The following is a 25,099-nucleotide window of genomic DNA, read 5'->3' on the forward strand; positions in this document are numbered from 1 at the left end:
CGGGGTCACCGACTGAGCGATGAGACCGTTTGCACCGAGGTCTGGTCAAAGCCGTTCCGGGGCGGCAGAATTCACCACCACTGGCGCCCGAACTGAAGTGGCGTCTCGCGAGGTGCTCCCCCGACCCATCTCGCGTGGAGGTTGAACTGCAATGAAGCGACGTACCTTCCTGGTGGCCGCGAGCGGCGCCGCCCTGGCGGCCGGACTTGCCGAGTGGACCACCTCAGCCCGCGCGGTGGGCGCTCCCGGCGTCGGCCCGACCGACCGGTCGCCGCGGGTGAGCACCCGCACCGACCTGGTTGCGGTGGCCGACACCGTGCCCGGGATCACCCTCGACGGCACGCTCGCCGACGAGCGCTGGGGCGAGCCGCACTGGCAGGACTTCACCACCCTGTACGACCTCACCGCGGTCCCTGCGACCGCACTCCACGTGGTGCACGACCAGACGACCCTGTACGTGGGCGTGCAGGTCACCGGCGCGACCGCGGCGACGGTGAGGCAGGTCTCGCTGCTGGTGCAGGCCGGCACCGGCGCCGACAACCACTGGACCTCGGTCAAGGTCCGTGACTTCCCCACCGGCATCAGGTTCTCCTCATGGGGTGGCGAGACGACCGAACTCACCGGACACCGCAGCGCCCACCGGACGGCCGACGACCGGGTCACCTGCGAGATCGCCGTACCGCTGGCCGAACTCGGGCTGACCGGCGACCCGGCCGGCCGCGAGGTGGCGATCAACGTCGTGATCGACCACGACGACATGACCAACCCGGTCACCACGGTCGCGCCCACCCGGACCAGCGACAACATCTTCCAGTCCAGCTCCGGGTCGCTGACGACCGACGTGGTCGACGAGCACCGCGCGGCCACCGTCCACCTGGGTCGCATCGTGCCCGTCGCCGACGGCCGTCGTGCGCCGACGCTGGTCCGCGACACCGACCTGCGGCTCGACTACGTCGACTACACCCACAAGCGGCTGACCTATGCCCTGCCCAACGGTGCGGTCGCCGACACGACCACGATCGACTGGCGCGAACCGGGCGGTGCGTGGACACCACTGGAGGCGACGGTGAAGCCCACCCGTGGTGGGGTGAGCGCCACGCTGGAGCACCCCGAACCCCGGACCCCGGGCCAGTACGGCCTCCGGATCCGCACCCGGGCCCGGGCGGGCGAGGACACCGTGCTGGTGGCGACGTTCGACCGGTTGGACCTGATCACCGCCGGTGATCAACTTCCGGCGAACCAGCCGCACCCGCCCCGCGGCAACACCGCCATCACGCCGGCACCGGCGTCACCCGAGGTGGCCGCCCTGCTGGCGCTGATCCCCGACCGGACCGGCTTCACCTTCTGCGGGGTGCCCGAGCGGCCGTCGCTGCGCCCGCAGAACCTGTTCAGCTGGTCGGTCGACCAGCCCGACAAGGTCATCGCGAAGTCGACCGGCACCGCGTACCCGAACGACCAGTACCCCGAGGACAAGGAGCTGGTGGTCACCAACCGGCTCGGCGAGCAGGTGAGCTACCCGTACCACGAGGACGCCGAGGGCAAGCGCTACTTCCTCAGTGGGCACCTGTGGTACCAGCAGCGGGAGTACGTCTACGACCAGCTCCTCCCGGTGGCCGAGGCCGACCCGCTCGGGGCGGCCCGCCTGCTGCACAAGTTCGCCCAGGTCTTCCAGGGTTGGGTCCCGACCAACGAGTACCCCTGGCTGAGCCGACCGGTCGCGCCGGCGTCGACCCCACGGAACCACTGGTGGGGTGGGGTCTGGGGCCGCTGGTCGACCTCCCAGCTCGGCCCGGTCGGCGTGCTGGCCCAGGCGTTCGCCATCGTCGAGCAGACCGACGCGCTCGACGTGCTCAGCGAGGAGGTCGGGCACGACGTCCGGGCGTTGATCACTGACGACACCTTCCGCCCCTCGGTGGAGTGGCGGCGGACGTTCTCCCCGCGCTACCACAACATGGACTACCCGAGCTATGTCGGGATGGCCCAGATCGGCAAGGGGCTCGGCGACTCCAGCCACACCCACGAGGTCGTGGAGTGGGCCGGGGAGTACCTGCGCCGCGGCTTCCTGTTCGACGGCTTCTGGAAGGAGACCACGCTCTCGTACCACAACCAGTCGGTGAACGGCCTGTTCCGGGTCGCCGACTCGGTCAAGGGCTGGAGCGACGCCGACGGCTACAGCTCACCACGTACCGGCGACCGCTTCGACGACCTCGACCTGCTCGACGACATGCCCGTCCTCGGGTCGTCCAGCCGGATCCCCAACGTGTTGGTGTATCCCGACGGCAAGCTGCTGCCGATCGCCGACACCTGGGCGTCGTCGAGTGCCGGCTCGCCCGACTTCGGTGCCGGTTCGGTGATCTTCGGCGCCGGTGGGGTGGCCCGGCTCTCCCGCGGCCGGATCCCGACCACCGGTCCGTTCGGGGTGGTCCAGCAGTTCCCCGACCTCACCATCACCGACCAGAGCGTCGAGGTCCGCGAATTCGCCGACAGCGGCACCATGCAGCTGGAGGCGGCGGCCGCCGACGCATCGGTCAGCTTCGCCTTCACCGCCGAGGCGGGGAACTACGACCTCGACCTGTTGCCGTTCCACGCCGGGACGTACGGCCGGTACGAGATCAGCGTCGACGACGCGGTGGTCACCGAGCACGACTTCTTCGACACCTCCAGCGGGGTGGCGGAGTTCTTCACCCTGGGCCGGCTCGACCTGACCGCCGGGGACCACACGATCACCTTCCGTTGCCTCGGCAAGGCCGACGCCTCCGGCGGCTTCAAGATGGGCGTGGTCAGCCTGGCACTGCTCGACGAGGCGGCCCGCGCGGAGCGGGACGACGCACAGCCGCCGGAGACGGCGAACCCGTCGCAGGCGAACCTGCTGTTCACCCCGAAGTACGGCCACAACCAGTGGGACCCGTTGAGCCTGGCGGTGTACGCCGAGGGCCAGGAACTGTTCCCCGACATCGGGTACACCCACACCTTCTACCGCCGGTGGACGGGCTCGACGTTGGCGCACAACACCGTCGTGGTGGACCAGGACGACATGTCCTCCGACGGCAAGGACGGCGGCTCGGTCGAGGTGTTCTACCACGTGGACGAGGCGGTGCAGGTGATGCGGGTCGAGTTCGGGTCGGCGTACCCGCAGACCAGCCGCTACCTCCGCGAGACGTGGTCGATCAAGCACCCCGGCACCGATCGCGAGGAGGGTTACCTGCTGGACGTCTTCCGGGTCGCCGGCGGCTCCCGCCACGAGTTCACGCTGAACGGCGACGCCAACCGGGACGCCACCTGGACGACCACGGCCGAACTGACCGACCACGGGCCGTACCTGCTGCCGCCCGGCGTCGAGGTGACCGAACCCGAGACCGAGAACGACTACGGGAGTGCCGAGGGCCACTACTACGGCTACATCTACGTCCGCGACGTCAAGAAGGCGACCCTGGCCGACGGGGCGTACGACGCGTCGCTGGCCACCACGGTCGACGAGCAGCCGGGGTCGGGCGCCCACGTCCTCGGGCTCGCCGGCGACGACACCGAACTGTTCCTCGGCATCGCGCCGTCGGTGCGGGCGACCCGGCTCAACGGCACCGGCTCCGACACCAATGACGAGGCGGTGAAGTACTGGCTGCCGAAGCTGGTGCTCCGCCGCGAGGGGACCGACCTGAGGAGCACCTTCATCACCGCGATCGAGCCGCACGCGGCGGGGGCCGCATCGCGCATCGCCGGCATCGAATCCCTTGCTCACAACGGATCTGAGGACGACGTGGCGATCAAGGTCACCCACGCCGACGGCACGGTCGACGTGATCATCTCGTCTTTGGACGACGCCGGCAGCGTGACCGCCGAGGGCGTCACCGTCACCGGCAAGCTCGGCTTCGCCCGGCTCGTCGGCGGTACGGCCACCGCGGCCCACCTGGTCGGTGGGAGTGCGCTGACCGCACCGGGCAAGGAGCTCACCGGGACCGCGCCGGTGGCCGGGACCGTGACCGGCACGCTGAGCTCGCTGGCCGGCGACGACGTCGATGCTCTGGTCACTTCGGTCGAGGTGCCGGACTGGGTGGTCGGTCACACGATCGTGGTCACCCACCCCGACGGGAAGACCCACGGCTACCCGATCAAGGCCGTCAGCAACACCGGCGGCGCAGGCACCGTGGAGCTCGACGGCATCGATCCCGGCTTCGCCATCGCCGCCGACGGCAGCTCGGCCATGGTGTTCACCCCGTTCACCACCTGGACCGGGGAGACCACCTTCCGGATCGAGAACGGCGTGTCCGGCTGACGCACCGACGGTCCGGCCCCACCACCACCGACTCGGCACGGGGCCGGACCGGTATCGTCGCCCCATGCAGTCCCCGGGACCCGACATCCACACCACCGCGGGCAAGCTGGCCGATCTCGAGGACCGACTCGCCGAAGCGGTCCACGCCGGTTCCGCGGCCGCGGTGGAGAAGCAGCACGCCAAGGGCAAGCTGACCGCCCGGGAGCGGATCGCCCTGCTGCTGGACGACGGATCGTTCACCGAGACCGACGAGCTGGCTCGGCACCGGGCGACCTCCTTCGGCATGGCGAGCAAGCGCCCGTACGGCGACGGTGTCGTCACCGGGTACGGCACCGTCGAGGGTCGGCAGGTGTGCGTGTTCTCCCAGGACGTCACCGTCTTCGGCGGCAGCCTCGGCCAGGTCTACGGCGAGAAGATCGTCAAGATCATCGACCTCGCGATCAGGACCGGCTGCCCGCTGATCGGGATCAACGAGGGTGGCGGAGCCCGCATCCAGGAGGGGGTGGTGTCGCTCGGCCTGTACGGGGAGATCTTCCGCCGCAACACCATCGCCTCCGGGGTGATCCCGCAACTGTCGTTGATCATGGGGCCGGCGGCCGGCGGCCACGTCTACTCCCCCGCACTGACCGACTTCGTGGTGATGGTCGACCAGACCTCACAGATGTTCATCACCGGGCCGGACGTGATCAGGACGGTCACCGGCGAGGACGTCTCGATGGAGGACCTCGGCGGCGGCCGCACCCACAACACCCGGTCGGGCAACGCCCACCACCTCGCCGGCAACGAGGAGGAGGCGATCGAGTACGTGAAGCTGCTGTTGTCGTACCTGCCACAGAACAACCAGTCCGACCCGCCGGTCTACGAAGCAGAGCTCGACGACCCGCTGGCGGTGACCGACCGGGACCGCGAACTCGACACGGCCGTGCCCGATTCGCCGAACCAGCCCTACGACATGGCCGATGTGGTCCGCCACGTCCTCGACGACGAGGACTTCTGTGAGGTGCACGAACTGTTCGCCCCCAACATCGTGTGCGGGTTCGGCCGGGTGGAGGGCCGCAGCGTCGGTGTGGTGGCGAACCAACCGCTGCACCTGGGCGGCTGCCTCGACATCCACGCCTCCGAGAAGGCTGCCCGGTTCGTCCGGACCTGTGATGCGTTCAACGTGCCGGTGCTGACCTTCGTCGACGTCCCGGGGTTCCTGCCCGGCACCGACCAGGAGTGGAACGGCATCATCCGACGTGGCGCGAAGTTGATCTACGCGTACGCGGAGGCGACGGTCCCACTGGTGACGGTGATCACCCGCAAGGCGTACGGCGGGGCGTACGACGTGATGGGGTCCAAGCACCTCGGCGCCGACATCAACCTCGCCTGGCCCACCGCCTCGATCGCGGTGATGGGCGCCCAGGGGGCGGTCAACATCCTGCACCGCAAGGAACTTGCCGCCAGCGATGATCCCGACACCCGCCGCGCCGAGTTGATCACCGAGTACGAGGACGAGCTCGCGAATCCCTATGTCGCTGCCGAACGGGGCTACGTCGACCGCGTGGTGCAACCCCACCAGACGCGCAGCGAGATCGTCCGGGCGTTGCGGTTGCTGCACACCAAGCGCGAGGTGCTGCCGCCGAAGAAGCACGGGAACATCCCGCTGTGAACGGCAACGAGCCCCAGAACCTCGACGCGCCCGCCCTCCAGGTCGTCCGGGGCAACCCGACCGACGAGGAGCTTGCCGCGATCACCGCCGTGCTCGCCGCGGTCACCCGTCGGTCCGGGTCGCGGACGCCGACACCCGACGAGACGGCGGTGAACGGCTGGGCCGCGCACTGGCGACGCATGGGCGCAACACCGCAGCACGGGCCCGGCCTGTGGCGGTTGTCGGCCCGCTGACCCGGAGCCGACGACGCCGGCCGAACGCGTCGGTCGTCACCGAGCGGCACCGCCGACGTGGTCGAGGTGACCGAGGATCTCGCGGTACGAGTCGAGCAGACCGACCTCGTGGTACGGCAGCCCCACCTTGCGGCAGTGGTCCTTCACGATGTGACGGGCGGCCGGCAGGTTCGGGCGCGGCATGCTCGGGAACAGGTGGTGTTCGATCTGGTAGTTGAGGCCGCCGTACCACCAGTCGACGAACCGGCCACCGACCAGGTTGCGGGAGGTGAGCACCTGCTTGCGCAGGTGGTCGAGCCGCTCCTCGGGCTCGGGTGCCAGCATTCCCTTGTGGTTCGGCGCGAACGCCATCCCCATGATGAATCCCCAGCACAGGTTCATGATCACCAGGAACTGCACCGCGAACACCCAGCCGCCGATCCAGCTGAGGAAACCGAAGGTGATCACGATGTGACCGAGCAGCATCACGGCTTCGGCGACCCGCTTCCATCCGGTACGGTCCCGCAGGTTCTGCAGGCTGGCAACGCGCAGACCGATCCCCGTCAACGTCAACAGGGGAAGGAAGAACTTGGCCTGGTGCCGGGCGAACCAGCGACCGAAGCCGGTGCGCCGGGCCGCCTGCCGGTCCGACCAGGCGATGATCCCGTCGGCGACGTCGGGATCGCTGCCGTCGACGTTGGGGCTGGCGTGGTGCCGGTTGTGCTTGTCGTTCCACCAGCCGTAGCTCAGCCCGGTCACCAGGTTGGCCAACGTCGCCCCGGCCAGCCAGCGCCAGCGGGCTCCCCGGATCACCTGGTGGTGGCCGATGTCGTGCCCCAGGTAGGCCAACTGTGCCGAGGCGACCGCGACGAGCGGCGCCACCAGCAGCGCCCACGCCGTACCCTGCAGGGTGATCAACAACAGGACGCTCAGCCACACCAGGCCGAAGCTCAGCAGGGCCGAGCTGACGTAGAAGTCGGGACGCGGCTCCAGCAGGCCGGCGGCGCGTACCCGCTTGGCGAGAGGACCGAAGTCGCTGCGAGGAGTCCGGCCCGGATCGGGCGTGGGTGGAGATGTCGTGGCGGGAGGAAGGGGTGTGGTGGGAGGGAGGGGTGTGGTGGGAGGGAGGGTTGTGGTCATGGCCTCCACGCTCCCGGCTGGTGTCTGCGAGCGCACTGGTCGCAGCACCCGAACCACAATGGGGTCCAGCACCCCTGTGCATCCGTCGCCGGTGGGCCAGACTGAATCCATGGCCCGACGCGGAATGCTCACCCTCGCCAGTCTCGTCCTCACCGTGGTGACGATGATCGGACTGGTCCCCTTCATCCTGTCGGTGGTGTCGATCCCCCTGTTCGTGGCGTGGGTCGGCATCCCGATGTTCCTCGGTTCGACGCTGCTCACCCGAGCCTGGTCCAACGGCGGCCGCTGGTTGGCCGGCTCGATCCTCGGCGAGCCGGTCGCCCGCCCCTACCGTGCGGTGCCGGCCGGGACCGGCTTCTTCGGCCGGGTCCGGATCTGGCTCACCGACCCGGCAACCTGGCGTGACCTGCTGTGGCTGCTGGTGTCGTGCACGGCCGGGTTCACCATCGCCGTGCTGGTGCTGACGTTCGCCGCCGGCACCCTGTTCTACCTGGCGCAGCCGCTGCTGCTGTACCTCACCCCGCCCGGGATCTTCGACGACCCGTTCGGCGGCCTGGTCCACCTCAGCCACTGGACGCACGGGTTCTTCATGTGGCCGCTGGCCGCGCTCGTGTTCGGCCTGTGGTGGGCCACCACCCCGGCGCTGATGAAGGCGTGGGCCCACATGGCCCGGGCGTTGTTGGCCCCCACCCGGGCCGCCGTGCTGGCCGGTCGGGTCGCGAGTCTGTCCTCCAGCCGGGCCGAGACCCGCGACTCCGCGGCCGCCGAGTTGCGGCGTATCGAACGCGACCTGCACGACGGGGTCCAGGTGAAGCTGGCCTCCCTCGGGATGAGCCTCGGCCTGATCGAACAGCTGATGGTCGACGACCCGGAACGTGCCCGGGCGATGCTGGCCGAGGCGTCCACCGCCACCACCGGGACCATGGAGGACCTGCGCTCCCTGGTCCGCGGCATCCACCCGCCGGTGCTGGCCGATCGTGGTCTGGTCGGCGCGGTGGAGGCACTCACGCTGGACGTGAGCGTCCCGGTCTCGTTCACCGTCACCGGCTGTACCCACCCCGACGGGGAGCCGATCCGGTTCGACGCCCCGGTCGAGTCGTGCCTCTACTTCGGCATCGCGGAGTCCCTGGCCAACGTGGTCAAGCACTCCGGTGCCACCAGGGCGACGGTCACCCTGGTCCGCCGGAACGATCGCCTGGTCGCCACGGTCTCCGACAACGGTCGGGGTGGCGCGGAGCCGGCCGGTGGGTCGGGCCTGACGGGGCTGGAGCGACGACTGCGGGCGTTCGACGGTAGCCTCCAGATCGACAGTCCGGTCGGCGGACCGACCACGATCTCCATGGAGGTGCCTTGCGAGACCCCGGCATCCGAGCACTCGTCGCCGAAGACCACACCCTCCTCCGCGAGGGGCTGATCCAGCTCCTGGAGTTGAACGGCGTCACCGTCACCGAAGCCGTCGCCGACGGGCCCAGCCTCGAGCGGGCCCTGTCCGGTGACGGCTTCGACGTCGCCGTGCTCGACATCCGGCTGCCTCCCACCGGCACCGACGAGGGTCTCCGGGCCGCCATCGCCGCGCGGTCGCGGCGTCCCGGACTGCCGGTGCTGATGTTGTCGCAGTACGTGGAACCGTTGTACGCAAGGGAACTGCTCGCCTCGCCCGGCGGCGGCGTCGGCTACCTGCTGAAGGATCGGGTCAGCAAGGTCGCCGACTTCGTCGACGACCTCCACCGGGTCGCGAGTGGCGCGACGGTGATGGATCCGGAAGTCGTACAGCGCCTGATGTCGCGGCAGCGCAGCGCCATCGACTCCCTCAGCCCGAGGGAACGCGAGACCCTCAGCCTGATGGCGACCGGGCGCACCAACGCCGCCATCGCCCAGCAGATGGTGATCACCGAGAAGGCCGTCGGCAAGCACGTGGCATCGATGTTCGCCAAGCTCGGACTGCAACCCTCCGACGACGGCAACCGCCGGGTGCTCGCCGTGCTGACCTACCTGCAGCAGCAGGGCTGACGCTCCCGAGCCCGTCGAGGGGCCTGCGCCACACCACAACGCTCCCCGAGCTTGTCGAGGGGTCCCGAGACCTCAGTCCGTACCTGTCCCCGGCCGCCCGACCAGGTAGGCCGACCCGGCTGCGAGCAGGTTGGCCGGCCCACGTACCGAGGACGGGTGGCCGTCGTGGGTGAGCAGCACCTGACGCCGCACCTCCACACCGGCGGCGACGAACAGGTCGGCCATGTCGGACAGGGTGGCCAGGTGGATGTTGGGGGTGCTGTACCACGGGTTCGGCAGCGCCTTCGACACCGGCATCCGGCCGCGCAGTCCCAGCTCGAGCCGGTGCCGCCACCATCCGAAGTTCGGCACCGACACCACCGCACACGGGGCGATCCGCATCATCTCGGCGATGGTCTCGTCCGGCCGTCGGGTCGCCTGCAGGGTCTGCGACAAGACCACCACGTCGAAGGAGTCGTCACCGAACTCGGAGAGCTGGTCGTCGATGTCGAGCTCGACCACCGAAACCCCCCGCCCGATGGCGGCGACCACCTGATCAGGGTCGACGTCGACCCCGACACCGCGGCAGCCGCGTTCCCGTGCCAGGTGGAGCAGCAGTTCGCCGTTGCCGCAGCCCAGGTCGAGGACGCGGGCACCCTGGTCGACCATGGTGCCGATCACCCGCAGGTCCGCCCTCATGCCGCATCCGCCTGGCTGAGGAAGGCCGCCACGGTGCGGTGGTAGTCCGGAATGGTCAGCAGGAACGAGTCGTGCCCCCACGGCGAGTTGATCTCACGGAAGCTGACGTCCACCCCGCCATCGAGCAGGGCGCGCACGATGCGGCGGGAGTGGCTGGTGTCGAAGCGCCAGTCGGAGTCGAAGCTGATCACCAGACATCGGGTGCCGGCCGCGGCGATCCGTTCCGCGGCAGCCGCATCGGCGAACGGGTCGAAGTAGTCCATCACCCGGGTCAGGTACAGATAGCTCAACGCGTCGAAGCGATCAAGGAAAACCGAGCCCTGATGATCAAGGTAGCTCTCCACCGCGAAGTCGACCCCGAACCCCCCGATCGACTCCTCGGCCTGGAACCGGCGGCCGAACTTCTCCGCCAGCCCCTGCTCGGACAGATAGGTGATGTGGGCCATCATCCGGGCGATCGCCATCCCGGTCCGCGGGCCGTCGGAATGCTCGAGGTAGTGGCCGTCGGCGAACTGCGGGTCACGCAGGATCGCCTGCCGGGCCACGGCCGAGAACGCGATGTTCTGCGCCGTCAGCCGGCTGGACGCGGCGATCACGACCGCCTGGTCGAGTTGCTCGGGGAAGTCGGTCGCCCACTGCAGCACCTGCATCCCGCCGAGCGAGCCACCGACGGCCGCCCGCAGCCTACGTACCCCCAGATGATCAAGCAGTGCCCGGTGGACGGTGACGAAGTCGCTCATCTGCAACAGCGGGAACGTCATCCCGTACGGCACGCCGGTCGTCGGGTCGACCGACGACGGACCGGTCGAGCCCTGGCACCCGCCCACCAGGTTGGGACAGATCACGAAGAACCGGTCGGTGTCGATCGCCTTCCCCGGGCCGATGAGGGTGTCCCACCAGCCGGCCCGGCCGGTCTGGGGGTCGACGCCGGAGGCATGGGCGTCACCGGTCAACGCATGGCAGATGAAGATCGCGTTCGACCCGTCCTCGGCCAACGTGCCGTAGGTCTCGTACGCGACCTGGACCGGACCGAGTGTGGCACCGCCGGCCAGCTGCAGCGGTGCCTGGGCGGTGAACAACTCGACGAGCTGTGTCCCTTCGGGGACAGGGGTTCTCGTCAGTGTCCTCACACCTTGGCCAGCGCCTGCTCGAGGTCGGCGATGATGTCCTCGACGGCCTCGATCCCGATCGACAGGCGGACCAGGTCCTCCGGCACGCCGGCCGACTCCAGCTCCTCGGGGGTCAGCTGCGAGTGGGTGGTGGTGGCGTTGTGGATGGCCAGCGACTTGGCGTCGCCGATGTTGGCCAGGTGGGAGAACAGCTCCAGCGACTCGATGAAGGTACGGCCCGACTCGCGACCACCCTTGACACCGAAGCTGAGCAGGCCCGAGTAGCCGTGTCCGGTGAACACCCGGTCGGCGACGGCCTTGGACGGGTTGTCCGGCAGGCCCGGGTAGTTGACCCACGACACCTTCTCGTGGCCGAGCAGGTGTTCCGCCACCTTGAGCGCGTTCTCGCTGTGGCGCTCCATCCGCAGGTGGAGGGTTTCCAACCCCTGCAGGAAGAGCCACGAGTTGAGCGGCGCGATCGCGGCACCGGTGTTGCGGAGCATGATCGTCCGGGCACGGGTGATGAACGCGGCCGGGCCGACCGCATCGGTCCACACCACACCGTGGTAGGCCGCGTCGGGGCCGGTCAGGTTGGCGAACCGCTCCGGGTGCTTGGTCCAGTCGAACTGGCCGGAGTCGACGATCACGCCACCGATCGAGGTGCCGTGGCCACCGATGTACTTGGTCGCCGCGTGCACCGTGATGTCGGCGTTGTGCTCGAACGGGCGGCACAGGTACGGGGTGGCGGAGGTGTTGTCGACGATGAACGGCAGGCCTTGGGCGTGGGCCGCCTCACCCCACGCGTCGATGTCGATCACGTTCATCCGCGGGTTGCCGATGGTCTCACCGAAGACCAGCTTGGTTCGGTCGTCGACCAGGGCGGCCAGTGCAGTGGGGTCGTCGGGATCGACGAAGCGCACCTCGACGCCGAACTGCGGGAGGGTGTGCGCGAACAGCGCGTACGTGCCGCCGTACAGGCTCGACAGCGCCACGATGTTGTCGCCGGTACCGGCGAGGGTGAGCACCGCGTACGTCGTCGCCGCCGACCCGGAGGCCACCGCGAGCGAACCGACACCCCCTTCGAGGGCGGTCATCCGCTCCTCGAACGTGTTCTGCGTCGGGTTCATGATGCGGGTGTAGATGTTGCCGGGCTCGGCGAGCGCGAACAGGTTCGCGGCGTGCTCGGTGTCGTTGAAGACGTACGAGGTGGTCTGGTAGATCGGGACGGCGCGCGAATTCGTCGCCGAATCCGCCTCCTCCTGGCCGGCGTGGACGGCTTGGGTCTCCGGTCGACGAGTCATGCGCTTCCTCCCTCGGTTGCGCGGAGGTCACCCGATCCGCGCCGGGCCGATGTGGCCCGTCTCCGATGGTCCACCGGACGCAGGCGACAGCGCTCGGCTTCTCATAAGTCGAGACGCCGTCTCGGCAGCGGGACCTGCCGTTCGCCTCCCTGAGGACAGCTGGCACCCGACGGCCCGCTCGAGATGGCCCCGCTCGGGACAAAGGGGCGCCACAGCGACACAGCTGGACGTATGCGTCGCGTGTGTCGCTCAGACGCCCTTCTTCACGGGCGAGCCCCCGATCCGCCGCCCGATGGTGCCGCGGCGGCCGAGCGCGGGAACGTGTGCCACGGCGTGCACCTGGTGCCGTTAGGGTCCTCGTCGTGATCACCCTGGTTCTGGCATCGCGTTCCCCGGCCCGGCTCAAGACCCTCCGTGCGGCCGGGCTGCACCCCGAGGTGGTGGTCTCGGGGGTCAGCGAGGACGACCCGACCGCGTCGACTCCGGCCGACGTGGCCCTCGAACTCGCCACCCGCAAGTCGCGGGCGGTCGCGGCCGCCCGTGACGCCCCGACCGGCGGGGTCGAGCTGATCGTCGGGTGTGACTCGGTGCTCGAACTGGCGGGCGAGATCCACGGCAAGCCCGGATCGCCCGAGGTCGCGGCCCGTCGTTGGCAGGCGATGCGTGGCCGCTCCGGTGTCCTCCACACCGGCCACCACGTGATCCGTCGCGAGGCCGATCCCGGCGCCCACCCGAGTGCAGGACGGGCCGCCACGACCGAGGTCGGCGCCACCGGCTCCACCACCGTCCACTTCGCCGAGATCACCGACGACGAGATCGCCGCGTACGTGGCCACCGGTGAGCCGCTGGAGGTGGCCGGCGCGTTCACCCTGGACGGGTACGGCGGCGCTTTCGTGGCCGGCATCGAGGGCGATCCGCACAATGTCGTCGGCATCTCCCTGCCGCTGTTGCGTCGGTTGCTGGCGAGCCTCGACGTCAGCTGGCATGACCTGTGGAGGCCCTAGAGTTGTGTGGTGCCCATCACCCCTGAGCCCGCGTCCCGGACCGACCTCCCGCCGTCGACCGATGGTGCCGAGCCCGATGGCACCGCGTCCGCAGCCCCCACACCTGGCGGCGGCCACGTACTCACCGGCCCGGTCGTCGAGCAGTCGGCGACCCTGCCGATCGACCAGCGGACCACCTGGCAGCTGCTGACCACCCCGATCGGGATATCGGCCTGGTACACGGTCGGCGGTGGTGCCGAGATCGAACCGACCGAGGGTTCGCTGATCAAGTTGTGGTGGGAACCCGACACCAAGTTCCACGGCCGGATCCTCCGGGCCGCCGCCCCGCAGCGGCTCGACTACCGGCTGGCCCAGGGTGTCAACGTCGATCCCGAGGGATGCGACAGCACCTTGGTCCAGTTCAAGGTCGAGCCGGCCGACGACCCCGCCCACACCACGCTGACCGTGCGGGAGAGCGGGTTCACCGAGATCACCAACGGCCGCGACGCGTACGCGGCCTCGTCCATGGCCTGGATCGGCGCCCTGGGCATGTTGCAGCAGCTGACCAGCCAGGCCGCCGCCGAGCCGGCGGCACCCGAGGCCACGCCTGCCCCGCCCCCGGCCGAGGCGTGACCCGACCGCCCCGGCGGAAGGCGCACCCGCAACTGCGCTGGCACTTCTACGATGTGCCCGTGACCGACCGCGACGCCACCAGCTCGCCCGACTCCACCGATTCACGCCTACCGGAGGGCCGACTGCTGTTGCTGACCGACGTCGACTCGACGTTGATCCGCAACGAGGTGATCGACCTGCTGGCCGACGAGGCCGGCTGCGGCACCGAGGTCGCCGACGTCACCGCCCGCGCCATGGCCGGGGAGCTCGACTTCGAACAGTCCCTGCGGGCCCGGGTCCGGCTGCTCGCCGGGCTCGACGTGGCCGCCCTCGGCCGCGCCGACGCCCGGGTGACGTACACCTCCGGCGCAGCCGAGCTGATGTCGGCCCTGCGCGCGGCCGGCCACGCGACGGCGATCGTGAGCGGCGGCTTCACCCACTTCACCGACCGGTTCCGCCGGGAGCTCGGCATCGACCACGCGTACGCCAACGAGCTCGAGATCGTCGACGGCCGGCTCACCGGTCAGGTGGTCGGCGAGGTCGTCGGCCCCGGTACGAAGGCTCGGCTGGTCCGCGAGCTGGCCGCGGCCGAAGGCGTACCGATGAGCCGAACGGTGGCGGTGGGCGACGGCGCCAACGACAGCGAGATGGTCGCTGCCGCCGCCCTCGGCGTCGCGTTCTGCGCCAAGCCCGCACTCCGCGCAGTGGCCGACGTGGTGATCGACGAGCCCGACCTACGTCACGTGCTGCCGCTGCTGGGCCTGTGAGGCCCGGACCGTGAGGCCCACCACGCGGTCCGGCGTTCAGTCGAGTTGTTGCAGGGTCACCATGGTCGACGGCGCCCCGGCCGGCGGCTCCACCGCGACGACGCTCCCCCGCCAACCGTGGCCGGTGGCCAGCAGCGCGTGACCGGGCGCCTCCAGCCGTACCCCGGTGACGGTGAACCCAGCCCTCGGCAGGGCGTCCACCAGGTAGGCCAGCACCTCGGCAGGCGGCGGCGACAGCACCTCGAAGGTGAGCTGGTTGGGCTGGTCGATGCGGCGTCCCAGTGTCACCGACGCGGGCAGGGACCACTGCCCCACCGGACCGTGGCTGAACCCGAGCTTCGCCAAGGTGACACCGCCGGCAGGGATCGACACCGCAGCCGTCGGGGTGACCGGTGGTGGTTGCGGCGGCGCACCGGCCGAACACCCCGCCAACAACGCGCCACTTCCGCCGAGCAACGAACCGGCCGCGACCAACACGGTGCGTCGGCCGACATGGCGTCGGCGACCGACCCCGCTCTCAGATTGCACCCGGACACGGTAGCCCGCGCCACAAGGCGTTGGGCACGGTCCACGTATAGGCTCTGACCTGCCATGAGTAGCCCCAGCCACACGCCGGTCAACCCGCCGCCGGACCAGGACTCGTCCCCGGTCCCTGCCCGAAAGCACCGACTGCCCGCCGCGCTCCGGGCGATGCGCCCCAAGCAGTGGGTCAAGAACGTGCTCGTCTTCGCCGCTCCGTTGGCGTCGGGACAGCTGCTCGACCTCGAGGTGCTGGTGCGGTGTGCACTGGCCTTCGTCGCGTTCTGCCTGATCAGTGCGACCGTCTACCTGATCAACGACGCCCGCGACGTCGAGGAGGACCGCCTCCACCCCAAGAAGCGGCATCGTCCGATCGCGGCCGGGGAGCTGACCATCCCGGCGGCCCTGGTACTGGCGGCGATCACCGGCGTGATCGGGTTCGCGATCGGGTTCGTGGTCGCGATCCCGCTCGGCATCACGTTGGCGGTCTACCTGGGCCTGCAGATCATCTACTCGTTCTTCCTGAAGCACCTGCCGGTGATCGACCTGGCCATGGTCGCCTCGGGCTTCCTGCTCCGGGCGATCGCCGGCGGTGTCGCCGCCGACATCGAGCTGAGCCAGTGGTTCCTGCTGGTCGCCTCGTTCGGTTCACTGTTCATGGTGGCCGGCAAGCGGTACTCCGAGATGGTGGCCCTCGGGGCGGAGGCCGGTACGAGGCGCTCACTGGAGCGCTACTCCAGCTCCTACCTCCGCTTCGCGTGGATGACCGCCGCCGCGATGGTGCTGATGTCGTACTGCCTGTGGGCGTTCGAGAACCGCGACAAGGGCCCGCTGGACGTACCGTGGACCGCGCTGTCGATCGCGCCGCTGACCCTCGGGTTGCTGCAGTACGCCCTCGAGGTCGACCGGGGTGAGGCGGGCGAGCCCGAGGACGTCGTGATGGCGGACCGGGTGCTGCAGGTGCTCGGCCTGATCTGGTTGGTGTTGGTCGCCGTGGCAGTCTTCGTCCCATGAGCCGTTTCGACGCCGTCCCCGCCACCGAGGGTCGCCGACTGACCGGTTGGGGCCTGACCATGGCGTCCCGATCCGATGTCGTACGTCCCCGGACCCCGGACGAGGCGATCGCCCTCGTACGCGAACTGGCCGATTCACCCGGGCGTGGCCTGACCGCACGCGGCCTGGGGCGCAGCTACGGCGACCCGGCCCAGAACACCGGCGGCACCACGATCGAGCTCACCGGGCTCGACAAGATCTTGTCGGTCGACGCCGAGGCGGACGAGCCGACGGTGGACGTCCAGGCCGGGGTCAGCCTCGACACGTTGATGAAGGTGCTGTTGCCGTTCGGGTTGTGGATCCCGGTGCTGCCGGGCACTCGGCAGGTCACCATCGGTGGTGCGATCGGCGCCGACGTGCACGGCAAGAACCACCACACGCAGGGGTCCTTCGGCAACCACGTACGCAGCATCGACCTGCTCACCGCCGACGGGGAGGTCAGTCGCCTCACCCCGGACGGGCCGGACTCCGAGCTGTTCTGGGCGACCATCGGCGGGATGGGCCTGACCGGCTTGGTGCTGCGGGCGACCGTCGCGGTGCAGCGGGTGACGACCGCGTACTTCTCGGTCGACACCGACCAGGTCGACGGGATCGACGACCTGATGACGCAGATGAGCGCACGCGACGACGACTACACCTATTCGGTGGCCTGGTTCGACGCGGTCACCAGCGGTGAGCACATGGGACGTGCGGTGCTCACGCTGGGCAACAAGGCCACGCTGGAGGAGCTGCCGGAGAAGCTGGCACGCAACCCGCTGAAGTTCTCCGCGCCGAGCTTCGGCACGGTGCCGCCGGTCTTCCCCAACGGGATGGTCAATGCGTTGACCGCCAGGGTGTTCAGCGAGTTCTGGTTCCGCAAGGCACCTCGACGCCGACGCGGCGAGATCCAGAACATCACCCAGTTCTTCCACCCGCTCGACGTCGCCCAGGACTGGAACCGGGTGTACGGGCCGGCCGGCTTCCTGCAGTACCAGTTCGTGGTGCCCTTCGGCGCCGAGGACGTGTTCCGGCGGTGCCTGGAGTTGATCACCTCCTCGGAGCACTACTCGTGCCTGAACGTGCTGAAGCGGTTCGGCGAGGGCAACCGGGCACCACTGTCGTTCCCGACGCCCGGCTGGACGTTGACCGCCGACTTCTCGATCAAGGACGGGCTGGACACGTTGTGCGCCGAGCTCGACGCCGAGGTGCTCGGTGCCGGCGGACGGCTCTATCTGGCCAAGGACTCCCGCATGGCGGCCGCCGACTTCGCGACGATGTACCCACGGTTGCCGGAGTTCCGGGAGGTCCGCCGACGGGTCGACCCGACGGGTCTGTTCACCTCCGACATGGCCCGCCGGCTCGAGATCTGATCATGGCACCCGGCAACCCGACCGTTCGGTCCGCATCGACGGATCGCCGAGCCGTCACGACGAAGAGGACTCCTTCATGATGGACGCCCTGGGCACCCCGCAAACCTTGCTGCTGTTGGGAGGTACGTCCGACATCGCGGTCTCGATCGCGAAGCGGTACGCCGCTGACCGGCCCCTGACGGTGGTGCTCGCCGCCCGCCCGACGGAACGTCGAAGTGCGGTGGCGGCCGAGTTGGGCACGGTCGGGTGCACCGTCCGCGAGGTCGACTTCGACGCTGTTGATCATGCTTCGCACCGGGCCACCGTCGAGGCGGCGTTCGCCGAGGGCGACATCGACATCGCCGTGGTGGCGTTCGGGTTGCTGGGTGATGCCGAGCAGGCCTGGCAGGACCCCGAGCTCGCCCTCGAGCTGGCGCAGGTCAACTACACCGCTCCGGTGCACGTCGGCGTACTGCTGGCCGAGCAGATGAAGGCGCAGCGACACGGTTCGATCGTCGCGCTGTCGAGCGTTGCCGGTGAGCGGGTCCGGCGGTCCAACTTCGTGTACGGCTCCACCAAGGCCGGGATGGACGGGTTCTACACCGGGCTGGGCTACGCGCTCGACCAGTACGGGGTGCACGTGCTGGTGGTACGCCCGGGGTTCGTGAAGTCGAAGATGACCGAGGGCATGGCGGCCGCGCCGTTGGCGACCACCCCCGACGAGGTCGCCGAGCTGACGGTCAAGGCCGTACGGGGCAAGAAGTCGACCATCTGGGCGCCGCCCCTGTTCCGGCTGGTGATGCTGGTCCTCAAGGCGATCCCGACGGCGATCTTCCGCAAGCTGTCGTTCTGACCCGTGCCGGGTCGCCGGTGCCACGACCAGGGCGCGGCGTCGTCGTCGGCCGCGCCGGGACCCCGTTCCCGGCTAGCATGATCGACCGAGCTACCGGAGGGAATCGACATGGAAGGCTTCGTCGTCCTGGTCGTCGTGGTGATGATCGTGGTGTGCGTCGTCGCCGTGGTGGCGGGCCAGCAGCGCCGCAAGGAACGCGCTGCCGAGTTCGCCAGGTTCGCGGCCCGGCAGGGTTGGCACCACCTCGAGGAGGAGAACACCCTGGTCGAGCGTTGGCAGGGCAAGCCCTTCACCGGCGGCGGTACGGCGCGCAACGTGATTCGGGGTCGCCATCGGGAGCGTGACTTCGTGGCCTTCACCTACAGCTACACCACGACCCAGTACAACGGCACCACCACGACGACGCAGTCGCACGACTACGCGGTCGTGACGATCGCGCTGCCGGGATCCGTTGCGGAGTTGAGTGTCGGCGAGGAGGGCCTGTTCGGCGGCAAGGTGGCCGAGGCGTTCGGCTTCGAGCGGGTCGACACCGGCGACACGCACTTCGACGAGGTGTTCAAGGTGAAGTCCGACAGCCCGCAGTTCGCCCGTGAGGTGTTGCAGCGTCCCCTGATCGACCTGCTGAAGTCCCACGGCCCCTGGGAATGGCGGTTCACCGGCTCGACGATGCTGTCGTACGAGAAGGGCAAGCTGGACGTCCACGAAGTGCAACCGCGACTGGACAGGATGAACGAGGTGCTCGACCACATCCCCTACGACGTGCTGCACTGAGGCCGACGACAAGGCGTCCGGCTGATCACGCACCGTCCTGCGGTACGCACGAACCGCGCGTACGTGCGCACCGCCGGCCGATGTGGATCAGCCCATGGTCTTCTGACCGTCGATGGCCTCGCGAACGATGTCGGCGTGACCGGCGTGCTGGCTGATCTCGGCCAGCATGTGCAGTGCGACGCGGCGGACCGACCAGGCCACACCCGGCTCGAACCACGGTGCCTCGGGCAGCGGGTGGGCGAGGTCCAGGTCTGCGGTGCGCAGCACCTCGTCGGTCTTCGCCGCGACGTCGGCCACCCGGGCCCGCAGCACCGGCAGCGTCTCGTCGTCGCTGAGCACGAACAGCTCGTCCACCCACTCGCTGTCGGACCAGTTGCCGTCGTTCTGCGCCGCCTCCTCGTCCACCGCCGACCAGTCGACGCTGCCGTCGTACACCTCGGTGTTGCCGAAGGCCGCGGCACCCTGGACGGCGAAGGCGAACCACTGCTCCTCGGTGTCGGCCACGTGCTTGAGCAGGGAGGCGATCGTGAGCGCGGAGACCGTGCTCGCGGTCCGGGCCTGGTCCTCGGTCAGGCCCTCGGCGGTGTGCAACAGGAAACCGCGGTGCCGGGCGAGCGACTCGATGAGCGTGGCCCGCTCGCCGATGGTCGTGGTCACGGCACTGGTGGTCGCGTCGGTGGTGGTCGTGGTGGTGTCGGTCATGGCGCTGTCCTTGGCTCGATCGGATCGGGAACTGTCACGACTCTAGGCAGGCTTCCGGACGTTTCCTGTCCGCTGCATCCGGATCGAGTGTGTGAGGTCCGCGGAAGTTTCCGCAGAGTGACCGGTCGACTGTGGTGGAACGGCGTGGCCCCGCCTGTGCGCGCACGCATCCCACCGTCGACCGGTCGCTCTGCGGAATCCGCGAGCCCACCTTCGGCTCAGCGAGCCGGATGCACGACGTCGTAGGAGAGGAACACGATCCCGCGGCCCACGGTCCACTGTCGCCGCAGCGCCAGGTCGATCCGCAGGTCGGGCAGGAAGCGGAGGCCACGGCCGATCGCGACCGGGTAGACGACCGGAAGGATCGTGTCGACGAGCCCGTGTTGCAGTGCCGCTGCCGCCAGGGTCGGGCCGTCGATCGTCAGGTCGCGCTCCGACGACTCCTTCAGGGCACGGACCTCGTCAGGGTCGAAGGCCGCCCGCAGCTCGGTCCGCGCGGTGACGGGCTCGGTGAGGGTGCTGGAGTAGACGACCTTGTCGGCCTGTTGCCAGATCTGGGCGAACTCCGCCGCCTCGGGACCCTCGGCCGCGATCGCGGGGTCGGTCTCCCAGACGTGCATCATCTCGTACATCCGCCGGCCCATCAGGTAGGTGCCGACGTCGGCTATCGCCTCGTTCATCGCGGCGTGGTCGTCGGCCTCCGGGGCGGCCCAGGAGAAGTCCCCGGTGTCGTCCTGCACGAACCCGTCCAGTGACACCTGCATCGAGTAGATCAGTCGTCCCATGACCAGCACCTCCGCCGTCGTACCGCTGGCCAGCTGCCCTCGGTACGACGACCGTACTGCTACTGGTTGCAGAACGCAATCAGTTGTGATCGTCGGATTCCCGGATGCTCACACCGGCGGTACGCCATGCCGCTTGGCCGGCACCGTACGGTCCTTGCCGGCCGCGGCGGCGAAGCGGGCGACGAGCTCGCGCCGTACCTCTCCCGGCTCGATCACGGCATCGACCACGAGATCGCTGGCCAGCCGGAGCAGGTCGATGTCGGCCTCGTACTCGGCATGCCGCTGCGCCACGAAGTCGGCCTGCTCCTCACCCGACAGCTCGTTGATCTTGTTCGCGAACACGGCGTTCACCGCCGCATCGGGCCCCATCACCGCGATCTTGGCGGCCGGCAGGGCGAGACAGGCATCGGGCCCGAAGCCCGGGCCGGCCATCGCGTACAACCCCGCCCCGTAGGCCTTCCGGACGATCAGTGACACCGTCGGCACCGTCGCCTCCGACACCGCCGTGATCATCTTGGCCCCGTGCCGGATGATGCCCTGCCGTTCGACGTGCGAGCCGATCATGAACCCGGGTACGTCGGCCAGGTACAGCAGCGGCAGGTTGAACGCGTCGCACAACCAGATGAACCGCGCCGCCTTGTCGGCGGAGTCGACGAACAGCACGCCACCCCGGACCGCAGGCTGATTGGCCACGATCCCGACGGGGTTGCCCTCCAACAACGCGAAGCCGGTGACCAGCTCGCCGGCGAACAGTGGCTTCACCTCGAAGAAGGAGTCGGCGTCGACGATCGCCTCGATCACGGTCACCATGTCGTAGCCCGCCGCGTCGTCGACCGGCACCATCCCGTCGACGAACTCCTTGGCCGGGTCGGCCCGGTCGTACGTCGGCGGCGACTCGCGCCAGTTCCCCGGCAGGTAGGAGAAGTACGCCTTCGCCTGGTCGATCGCGTCCGTGTCGTCGGTGGCAAGTTGATCACCGCACCCCGACACCGAGGTGTGCATCCGGGCACCGCCCATCTCCTCCAACGAGACGTGCTCCCCCACCACCTTCTCCGCCATCCGTGGCGACCCGAGGTACATCGAGGCATTCCCGTCGACCATGATCACCACGTCACAGAACGCCGGGATGTAGGCCCCGCCGGCCGCACTCGGCCCGAACAGGCAGCAGATCTGCGGCACCTTGCCCGACAGCGCCACCTGGTTGGCGAAGATGCGTCCGGCACCGCGACGCCCGGGGAACAGGTCGACCTGGTCGGTGATCCGTGCGCCGGCCGAGTCCACCAGCCAGAAGATGGGCAGCTCCTCGCGCAGCGCCGCCTCGGTGATCCGGATGATCTTCTCCACCGTCCGGGCGCCCCACGAGCCGGCCTTCACCGACGGGTCGTTGGCCACCACCAGCACCGGGCGACCGGCGACCAGGCCACGACCGGTGACCACCCCGTCGGCGGGCAGTCCGGCGGCGAGGGCATTCGCCAGTTGACCGTCCTCGACGAAGCTGTCCTCGTCCAGCAGCAGGGCCAGTCGGTCACGTACGAACAACTTGTGCTGGGAGGCGAGTTTCGCGGCCGCCTTCTCGCTCGGCCGCTCGGTGGCCGTACGGGCGTGCGTGATCCGCACGGCGGGGTCACCTGGCTGTCCATCATCGGTCGCCGACATGGGCCCAGCCTATTTGAGTGGCCCCGCGTTCAGGTCAATCCCGAGGATCCCGGGTGAGGGTCACGTGGACTACCCCGCTCGGCGAACTGACCGACTCCACGTGGAACCCGTCCTCGACCCCTTCCAGGCCGTCCCACAGCCGTACGCCACGCCCCAGGATGATCGGCACCACCACCAGGTGCAGGTGGTCGACGAGGTCGGCGGCCAGGAAGTCACGCAGGGTGGTCGCCCCGCCGCCGATCCGGATGTCGGTCCGGCCGCCCGGATCCTCGGCAGCGATCCGGCGGGCGAGCTCCAACGCCTCGACCGGAGACGCGTCGACGAACCGGAAGCTGGTGCCGTTGGCGAACTCGATCGGCTCCCGCGGGGTGTGGGTCAGCACCAGCACCGGGGTCCGGAAGGGCGGCTCCTCACCCCACCATCCTCGCCACTGCGGGTCGTCCCGCTTCTCCGGCGGCACGAACTTGTTCATGCCCATGATCTCGACCCCCACACCGGCACCCCACTGCGAGGTGAAGGCATCGTCGACGCCGCGCACCCCGCCGGTCTCCCCGTGCACCTGCCGTCCCATCCGGGTGTCGAAGAACCACTCCATCAGGCGGGTGCCGGCATGGCCGAACGGCGCTTCGAGGCACTGCCCCTCACCTGCCCCGTACCCGTCGAGCGAGATGGCGAAATGGTTCACCCGAACTGCCATGAGCCCAGACCTCCTGTGTCGACCGCTGATTGCGTACCGCAACCACTGCCCCGGACGCTACAGTGGCCACTTGCAGCGTGCAATCACTTCTTCACATGACCGAGCATCACAAGGAGGCCCGGATGACGACAGCCGGACCACGCAGTGGCTGTGCGATCAACGCAGCCGTCGAGGCACTCGGTGACCCATGGAGCCTGATCGTGCTCCGCGACGTGATGTTCGGCAACCGACGGAGCTTCCGCGAGCTGCTCACCCGGTCCGACGAGGGCATCGCGTCGAACATCCTGAGCAGCCGACTCCGCTCACTCGTCGCCGCCGGGCTCCTCACCAAGGCCGAGTCGACGCGTGGCCGGCGCGGCTCGTACTCCCTCACCGAGGCCGGCATCCAGACACTGCCGATCCTGGTGGCGATGGGTACGTGGGGCCTGGCCCACCGCGACGGCACCCCGCAGCTGCGGATCCGCGCCGAGCTGCTGCGCGACGGCGGGCCCGACCTGGTCGAACGTCTGTCCGAGGAGCTCCGCGAGATCCACCTGGGGACTGCCCGCCCCGACCCGGACGCCCCGCGGGTCTCGGAGGAGCTTGCCCGCGCAGTCGCCGAGGCTGGGTGACGGCCATTCCGTAAGGCGACCGGTCGATCGCGGGGGAACGGTGCGCTCCCGAGGACTGCCCGATCACTTCACCCCACCGCCGACCGGTCGCTTTGCGGAACCACGCGGGCATCACTCGACCGGGAGCCCCATCCCCCGGGCGATCAACAGGCGCTGCACCTCCGAGGTCCCCTCCCCGATCTCGAGGATCTTCGCGTCCCGGTAGAAGCGGGCGATCGGGTACTCCTCGACGAAGCCGTACCCACCGAAGACCTGGGCGGCGACCCGGGTGGCGGTGACCGCGGCCTCGGTGGCATGCAGCTTGGCGATCGCGGCAGCCCGTCGGTAGGCCTTGCGGCCCGCGTCCGTCCCGGGAGCACCACCGTCCTTCATGGCGGCCGCCGAGTAGACGGCCAGACGACTCGTCTCGGCCAGCACGTCGAGGTCAGCGAGTTGGAAGGCGATCCCCTGCCGGGACCCGATCGGCTTGCCGAAGGTGGTCCGGTCCATCGCGTGGTCACGGGCCAGGTCGCGGCAGGCCCGGATGCAGCCCAGCGCGAGGGCGGCGATCGCCACCCGGCCGTCATCCAGGGTCGCCAGGAACTGGGAGAACCCGCGACCCCGTTCGCCGAGCAGGTGGTCGGCCGGCACCCGGACACCGCGCAGGGTCAACGGGTGGGTGTCGGAGGCGTGCCAGCCGAGCTTGCGATACGCCGGTTCGACGGTGAGTCCCTCGATCCCTGCCGGGACGCAGATCGCGGAGATCTCGGCCCTGCCGTCGTCGCGAGTGCCGGTCCTCGCGGTGACCGTCACCACCGAGGTGATCTTGGTGCCGGAGTTGGTGATGAACTGCTTGGACCCGTCGATCACCCAGGCATCGCCGTCGAGCCTGGCCCGGGTCCGGGTGGCACCGGCATCGGACCCGGCCTCCGGTTCGGTCAGGCCGAACCCGGCCAGCGCGCGACCGGCGATCAGGTCGGGCAGCCAGCGTTCCCGTTGATCATCCGAGCCGTACGTGGCGATCGGGCCGATCCCCAACCCGACGGCCGCCTCCAGCGTGATGCCGACGGACTGGTCGACCCGGCCCAACTCCTCGATCGCGATGCACAGACTGGTGAAGTCACCCGCCCCGCCGTACTCCTCGGGCACCCCGAGTCCGAACAGTCCCAACGCCCCCATCTTGGTGATCAGGTCGAGTGGGAAGTGGTGGTCGCGGTCCCAGTCGGCCGCGTACGGGGCGACCTCGGCCGCAGCGAACTCGGCCACGGAGTTGCGGAAGTCGTGGTGCTCCGATGAGTCGGCGAAGCCGCTCGGGTGGTCGGCAACCATCGTGATCCTCCTCGATCGGCATCCGGGTGGGATGCGGCGGCAGGGCGGTGTCGGATCGCGACGGGCGCCCACCCACAGGCTAG

At 69.5% G+C, this 25,099-nt stretch carries 23 protein-coding genes; 13 read left to right on the forward strand and 10 right to left on the reverse strand.

Translation table 11 applies throughout. From position 1 onward, the window contains the following. Positions 1-151 precede the first annotated feature (151 nt). The 3 genes from ACQBAU_RS14300 (at position 152) to ACQBAU_RS14310 (ending at position 6,154) form a co-directional block, all read left to right on the forward strand. On the forward strand, positions 152-4,270 hold the full coding sequence (locus ACQBAU_RS14300; protein WP_465256001.1) for a heparinase II/III domain-containing protein: 4,119 nt from the start codon (positions 152-154) through the stop codon (positions 4,268-4,270). Between the two features lie 64 nt (positions 4,271-4,334). Next, a complete protein-coding gene (locus tag ACQBAU_RS14305; RefSeq protein WP_434548380.1) occupies positions 4,335-5,921 on the forward strand; it encodes an acyl-CoA carboxylase subunit beta in 1,587 nt (528 codons plus the stop codon). Continuing rightward, positions 5,918-6,154, forward strand: a complete 237-nt coding sequence (locus ACQBAU_RS14310) for an acyl-CoA carboxylase subunit epsilon (protein WP_434548379.1) — start codon at positions 5,918-5,920, stop codon at positions 6,152-6,154. Before ACQBAU_RS14305 ends, ACQBAU_RS14310 begins: the two co-directional genes overlap by 4 nt. Positions 6,155-6,190: 36 nt before the next feature. On the opposite strand, the gene ACQBAU_RS14315 is transcribed toward ACQBAU_RS14310, so the two are convergent. Continuing rightward, the gene (locus ACQBAU_RS14315) at positions 6,191-7,273 is read right to left on the reverse strand and encodes a fatty acid desaturase family protein (protein WP_465256002.1); all 1,083 of its coding nucleotides are present in this window, start codon (positions 7,271-7,273) and stop codon (positions 6,191-6,193) included. A gap of 109 nt (positions 7,274-7,382) precedes the next feature. Between ACQBAU_RS14315 and ACQBAU_RS14320 the strand changes: the two genes are divergently transcribed. Both ACQBAU_RS14320 and ACQBAU_RS14325 read left to right on the forward strand, forming a co-directional pair. After that, on the forward strand, positions 7,383-8,687 hold the full coding sequence (locus ACQBAU_RS14320) for a sensor histidine kinase (protein ID WP_465256003.1): 1,305 nt from the start codon (positions 7,383-7,385) through the stop codon (positions 8,685-8,687). Continuing rightward, complete coding sequence (locus ACQBAU_RS14325) at positions 8,624-9,283, forward strand: response regulator transcription factor (RefSeq protein WP_434548375.1); 660 nt, start codon at positions 8,624-8,626, stop codon at positions 9,281-9,283. The genes ACQBAU_RS14320 and ACQBAU_RS14325 overlap by 64 nt, the downstream gene beginning before the upstream one ends. Positions 9,284-9,355: 72 nt before the next feature. Here the strand turns inward: ACQBAU_RS14325 and metW are convergent, their stop codons facing one another. From metW to ACQBAU_RS14340, 3 genes are read right to left on the reverse strand one after another with little or no spacing between them, the layout of a single operon-like run. Beyond that, complete coding sequence (metW, locus tag ACQBAU_RS14330; protein ID WP_434548374.1) at positions 9,356-9,961, reverse strand: methionine biosynthesis protein MetW; 606 nt, start codon at positions 9,959-9,961, stop codon at positions 9,356-9,358. Further along, positions 9,958-11,091, reverse strand: a complete 1,134-nt coding sequence (gene metX / locus ACQBAU_RS14335) for a homoserine O-acetyltransferase MetX (RefSeq protein ID WP_434548373.1) — start codon at positions 11,089-11,091, stop codon at positions 9,958-9,960. Before metX ends, metW begins: the two co-directional genes overlap by 4 nt. Then, positions 11,088-12,371, reverse strand: a complete 1,284-nt coding sequence (locus ACQBAU_RS14340; RefSeq protein WP_465256005.1) for an O-acetylhomoserine aminocarboxypropyltransferase/cysteine synthase family protein — start codon at positions 12,369-12,371, stop codon at positions 11,088-11,090. Before ACQBAU_RS14340 ends, metX begins: the two co-directional genes overlap by 4 nt. Before the next feature lie 362 nt (positions 12,372-12,733). Between ACQBAU_RS14340 and ACQBAU_RS14345 the strand changes: the two genes are divergently transcribed. The 3 genes from ACQBAU_RS14345 to serB are packed head-to-tail and all read left to right on the forward strand — an operon-like array spanning position 12,734 to position 14,733. Beyond that, positions 12,734-13,375, forward strand: a complete 642-nt coding sequence (locus ACQBAU_RS14345) for a Maf family protein (protein ID WP_434548371.1) — start codon at positions 12,734-12,736, stop codon at positions 13,373-13,375. Positions 13,376-13,384: 9 nt separating this feature from the next. Next, positions 13,385-13,987 (forward strand): SRPBCC family protein, encoded by a 603-nt coding sequence (locus tag ACQBAU_RS14350; RefSeq protein ID WP_434548370.1) that lies wholly within the window; start codon positions 13,385-13,387, stop codon positions 13,985-13,987. 59 nt (positions 13,988-14,046) lie between these two features. Next, complete coding sequence (gene serB, locus ACQBAU_RS14355) at positions 14,047-14,733, forward strand: phosphoserine phosphatase SerB (RefSeq protein ID WP_434548368.1); 687 nt, start codon at positions 14,047-14,049, stop codon at positions 14,731-14,733. Positions 14,734-14,769: 36 nt separating this feature from the next. On the opposite strand, the gene ACQBAU_RS14360 is transcribed toward serB, so the two are convergent. Then, a complete protein-coding gene (locus tag ACQBAU_RS14360) occupies positions 14,770-15,261 on the reverse strand; it encodes a hypothetical protein (protein ID WP_434548367.1) in 492 nt (163 codons plus the stop codon). 63 nt (positions 15,262-15,324) lie between these two features. On the opposite strand from ACQBAU_RS14360, the gene ACQBAU_RS14365 reads away from it, so the two are divergent. The 4 genes from ACQBAU_RS14365 to ACQBAU_RS14380 all read left to right on the forward strand — a co-directional run bounded on the left by ACQBAU_RS14365 (position 15,325) and on the right by ACQBAU_RS14380 (position 19,257). Beyond that, a complete protein-coding gene (locus ACQBAU_RS14365) occupies positions 15,325-16,266 on the forward strand; it encodes a decaprenyl-phosphate phosphoribosyltransferase (RefSeq protein WP_465256006.1) in 942 nt (313 codons plus the stop codon). After that, a complete protein-coding gene (locus ACQBAU_RS14370; RefSeq protein WP_465256007.1) occupies positions 16,263-17,654 on the forward strand; it encodes an FAD-binding oxidoreductase in 1,392 nt (463 codons plus the stop codon). Before ACQBAU_RS14365 ends, ACQBAU_RS14370 begins: the two co-directional genes overlap by 4 nt. A 76-nt stretch (positions 17,655-17,730) precedes the next feature. Next, positions 17,731-18,486, forward strand: a complete 756-nt coding sequence (locus ACQBAU_RS14375; protein WP_434548363.1) for a decaprenylphospho-beta-D-erythro-pentofuranosid-2-ulose 2-reductase — start codon at positions 17,731-17,733, stop codon at positions 18,484-18,486. Positions 18,487-18,594: 108 nt separating this feature from the next. Further along, complete coding sequence (locus ACQBAU_RS14380) at positions 18,595-19,257, forward strand: hypothetical protein (RefSeq protein WP_434548362.1); 663 nt, start codon at positions 18,595-18,597, stop codon at positions 19,255-19,257. Between the two features lie 87 nt (positions 19,258-19,344). On the opposite strand, the gene ACQBAU_RS14385 is transcribed toward ACQBAU_RS14380, so the two are convergent. The 4 genes from ACQBAU_RS14385 to ACQBAU_RS14400 form a co-directional block, all read right to left on the reverse strand. Then, positions 19,345-19,959 (reverse strand): DinB family protein, encoded by a 615-nt coding sequence (locus tag ACQBAU_RS14385; protein ID WP_465256008.1) that lies wholly within the window; start codon positions 19,957-19,959, stop codon positions 19,345-19,347. Between the two features lie 218 nt (positions 19,960-20,177). Beyond that, the gene (locus tag ACQBAU_RS14390) at positions 20,178-20,744 is read right to left on the reverse strand and encodes a dihydrofolate reductase family protein (RefSeq protein ID WP_465256009.1); all 567 of its coding nucleotides are present in this window, start codon (positions 20,742-20,744) and stop codon (positions 20,178-20,180) included. Between the two features lie 108 nt (positions 20,745-20,852). Further along, positions 20,853-22,361, reverse strand: a complete 1,509-nt coding sequence (locus ACQBAU_RS14395) for an acyl-CoA carboxylase subunit beta (RefSeq protein WP_465259372.1) — start codon at positions 22,359-22,361, stop codon at positions 20,853-20,855. Between the two features lie 73 nt (positions 22,362-22,434). Then, complete coding sequence (locus ACQBAU_RS14400; protein ID WP_465256011.1) at positions 22,435-23,097, reverse strand: dihydrofolate reductase family protein; 663 nt, start codon at positions 23,095-23,097, stop codon at positions 22,435-22,437. Between the two features lie 122 nt (positions 23,098-23,219). Here ACQBAU_RS14400 and ACQBAU_RS14405 point away from each other — a divergent pair, with 122 nt between their 5' ends. Continuing rightward, positions 23,220-23,708, forward strand: a complete 489-nt coding sequence (locus tag ACQBAU_RS14405) for a winged helix-turn-helix transcriptional regulator (protein WP_465256012.1) — start codon at positions 23,220-23,222, stop codon at positions 23,706-23,708. Between the two features lie 111 nt (positions 23,709-23,819). On the opposite strand, the gene ACQBAU_RS14410 is transcribed toward ACQBAU_RS14405, so the two are convergent. Next, positions 23,820-25,016 carry an acyl-CoA dehydrogenase family protein gene (locus tag ACQBAU_RS14410; protein ID WP_465256013.1) on the reverse strand — a complete coding sequence of 399 codons (1,197 nt, stop codon included), beginning with the start codon at positions 25,014-25,016 and terminating at the stop codon, positions 23,820-23,822. Positions 25,017-25,099: the final 83 nt, after the last annotated feature.

This window comes from Carbonicoccus niuqiaonis, assembly GCF_050157065.1.
In the GTDB taxonomy this organism is placed as follows: domain Bacteria; phylum Actinomycetota; class Actinomycetes; order Propionibacteriales; family Propionibacteriaceae; genus Avipropionibacterium.

Bases quoted from the DNA above. Each gene is read 5' to 3' on its own strand.
- ACQBAU_RS14300 (WP_465256001.1), top strand. From the start codon at position 152: ATGAAGCGACGTACCTTCCTGGTGGCCGCGAGCGGCGCCGCCCTGGCG.
- ACQBAU_RS14305 (WP_434548380.1), top strand. From the start codon at position 4,335: ATGCAGTCCCCGGGACCCGACATCCACACCACCGCGGGCAAGCTGGCC.
- ACQBAU_RS14315 (WP_465256002.1), bottom strand. From the start codon at position 7,273: ATGACCACAACCCTCCCTCCCACCACACCCCTCCCTCCCACCACACCC.
- ACQBAU_RS14320 (WP_465256003.1), top strand. From the start codon at position 7,383: ATGGCCCGACGCGGAATGCTCACCCTCGCCAGTCTCGTCCTCACCGTG.
- metW (WP_434548374.1), bottom strand. From the start codon at position 9,961: ATGAGGGCGGACCTGCGGGTGATCGGCACCATGGTCGACCAGGGTGCC.
- ACQBAU_RS14340 (WP_465256005.1), bottom strand. From the start codon at position 12,371: ATGACTCGTCGACCGGAGACCCAAGCCGTCCACGCCGGCCAGGAGGAG.
- ACQBAU_RS14365 (WP_465256006.1), top strand. From the start codon at position 15,325: ATGAGTAGCCCCAGCCACACGCCGGTCAACCCGCCGCCGGACCAGGAC.
- ACQBAU_RS14370 (WP_465256007.1), top strand. From the start codon at position 16,263: ATGAGCCGTTTCGACGCCGTCCCCGCCACCGAGGGTCGCCGACTGACC.
- ACQBAU_RS14375 (WP_434548363.1), top strand. From the start codon at position 17,731: ATGATGGACGCCCTGGGCACCCCGCAAACCTTGCTGCTGTTGGGAGGT.
- ACQBAU_RS14380 (WP_434548362.1), top strand. From the start codon at position 18,595: ATGGAAGGCTTCGTCGTCCTGGTCGTCGTGGTGATGATCGTGGTGTGC.
- ACQBAU_RS14385 (WP_465256008.1), bottom strand. From the start codon at position 19,959: ATGACCGACACCACCACGACCACCACCGACGCGACCACCAGTGCCGTG.
- ACQBAU_RS14390 (WP_465256009.1), bottom strand. From the start codon at position 20,744: ATGGGACGACTGATCTACTCGATGCAGGTGTCACTGGACGGGTTCGTG.
- ACQBAU_RS14400 (WP_465256011.1), bottom strand. From the start codon at position 23,097: ATGGCAGTTCGGGTGAACCATTTCGCCATCTCGCTCGACGGGTACGGG.
- ACQBAU_RS14405 (WP_465256012.1), top strand. From the start codon at position 23,220: ATGACGACAGCCGGACCACGCAGTGGCTGTGCGATCAACGCAGCCGTC.
- ACQBAU_RS14410 (WP_465256013.1), bottom strand. From the start codon at position 25,016: ATGGTTGCCGACCACCCGAGCGGCTTCGCCGACTCATCGGAGCACCAC.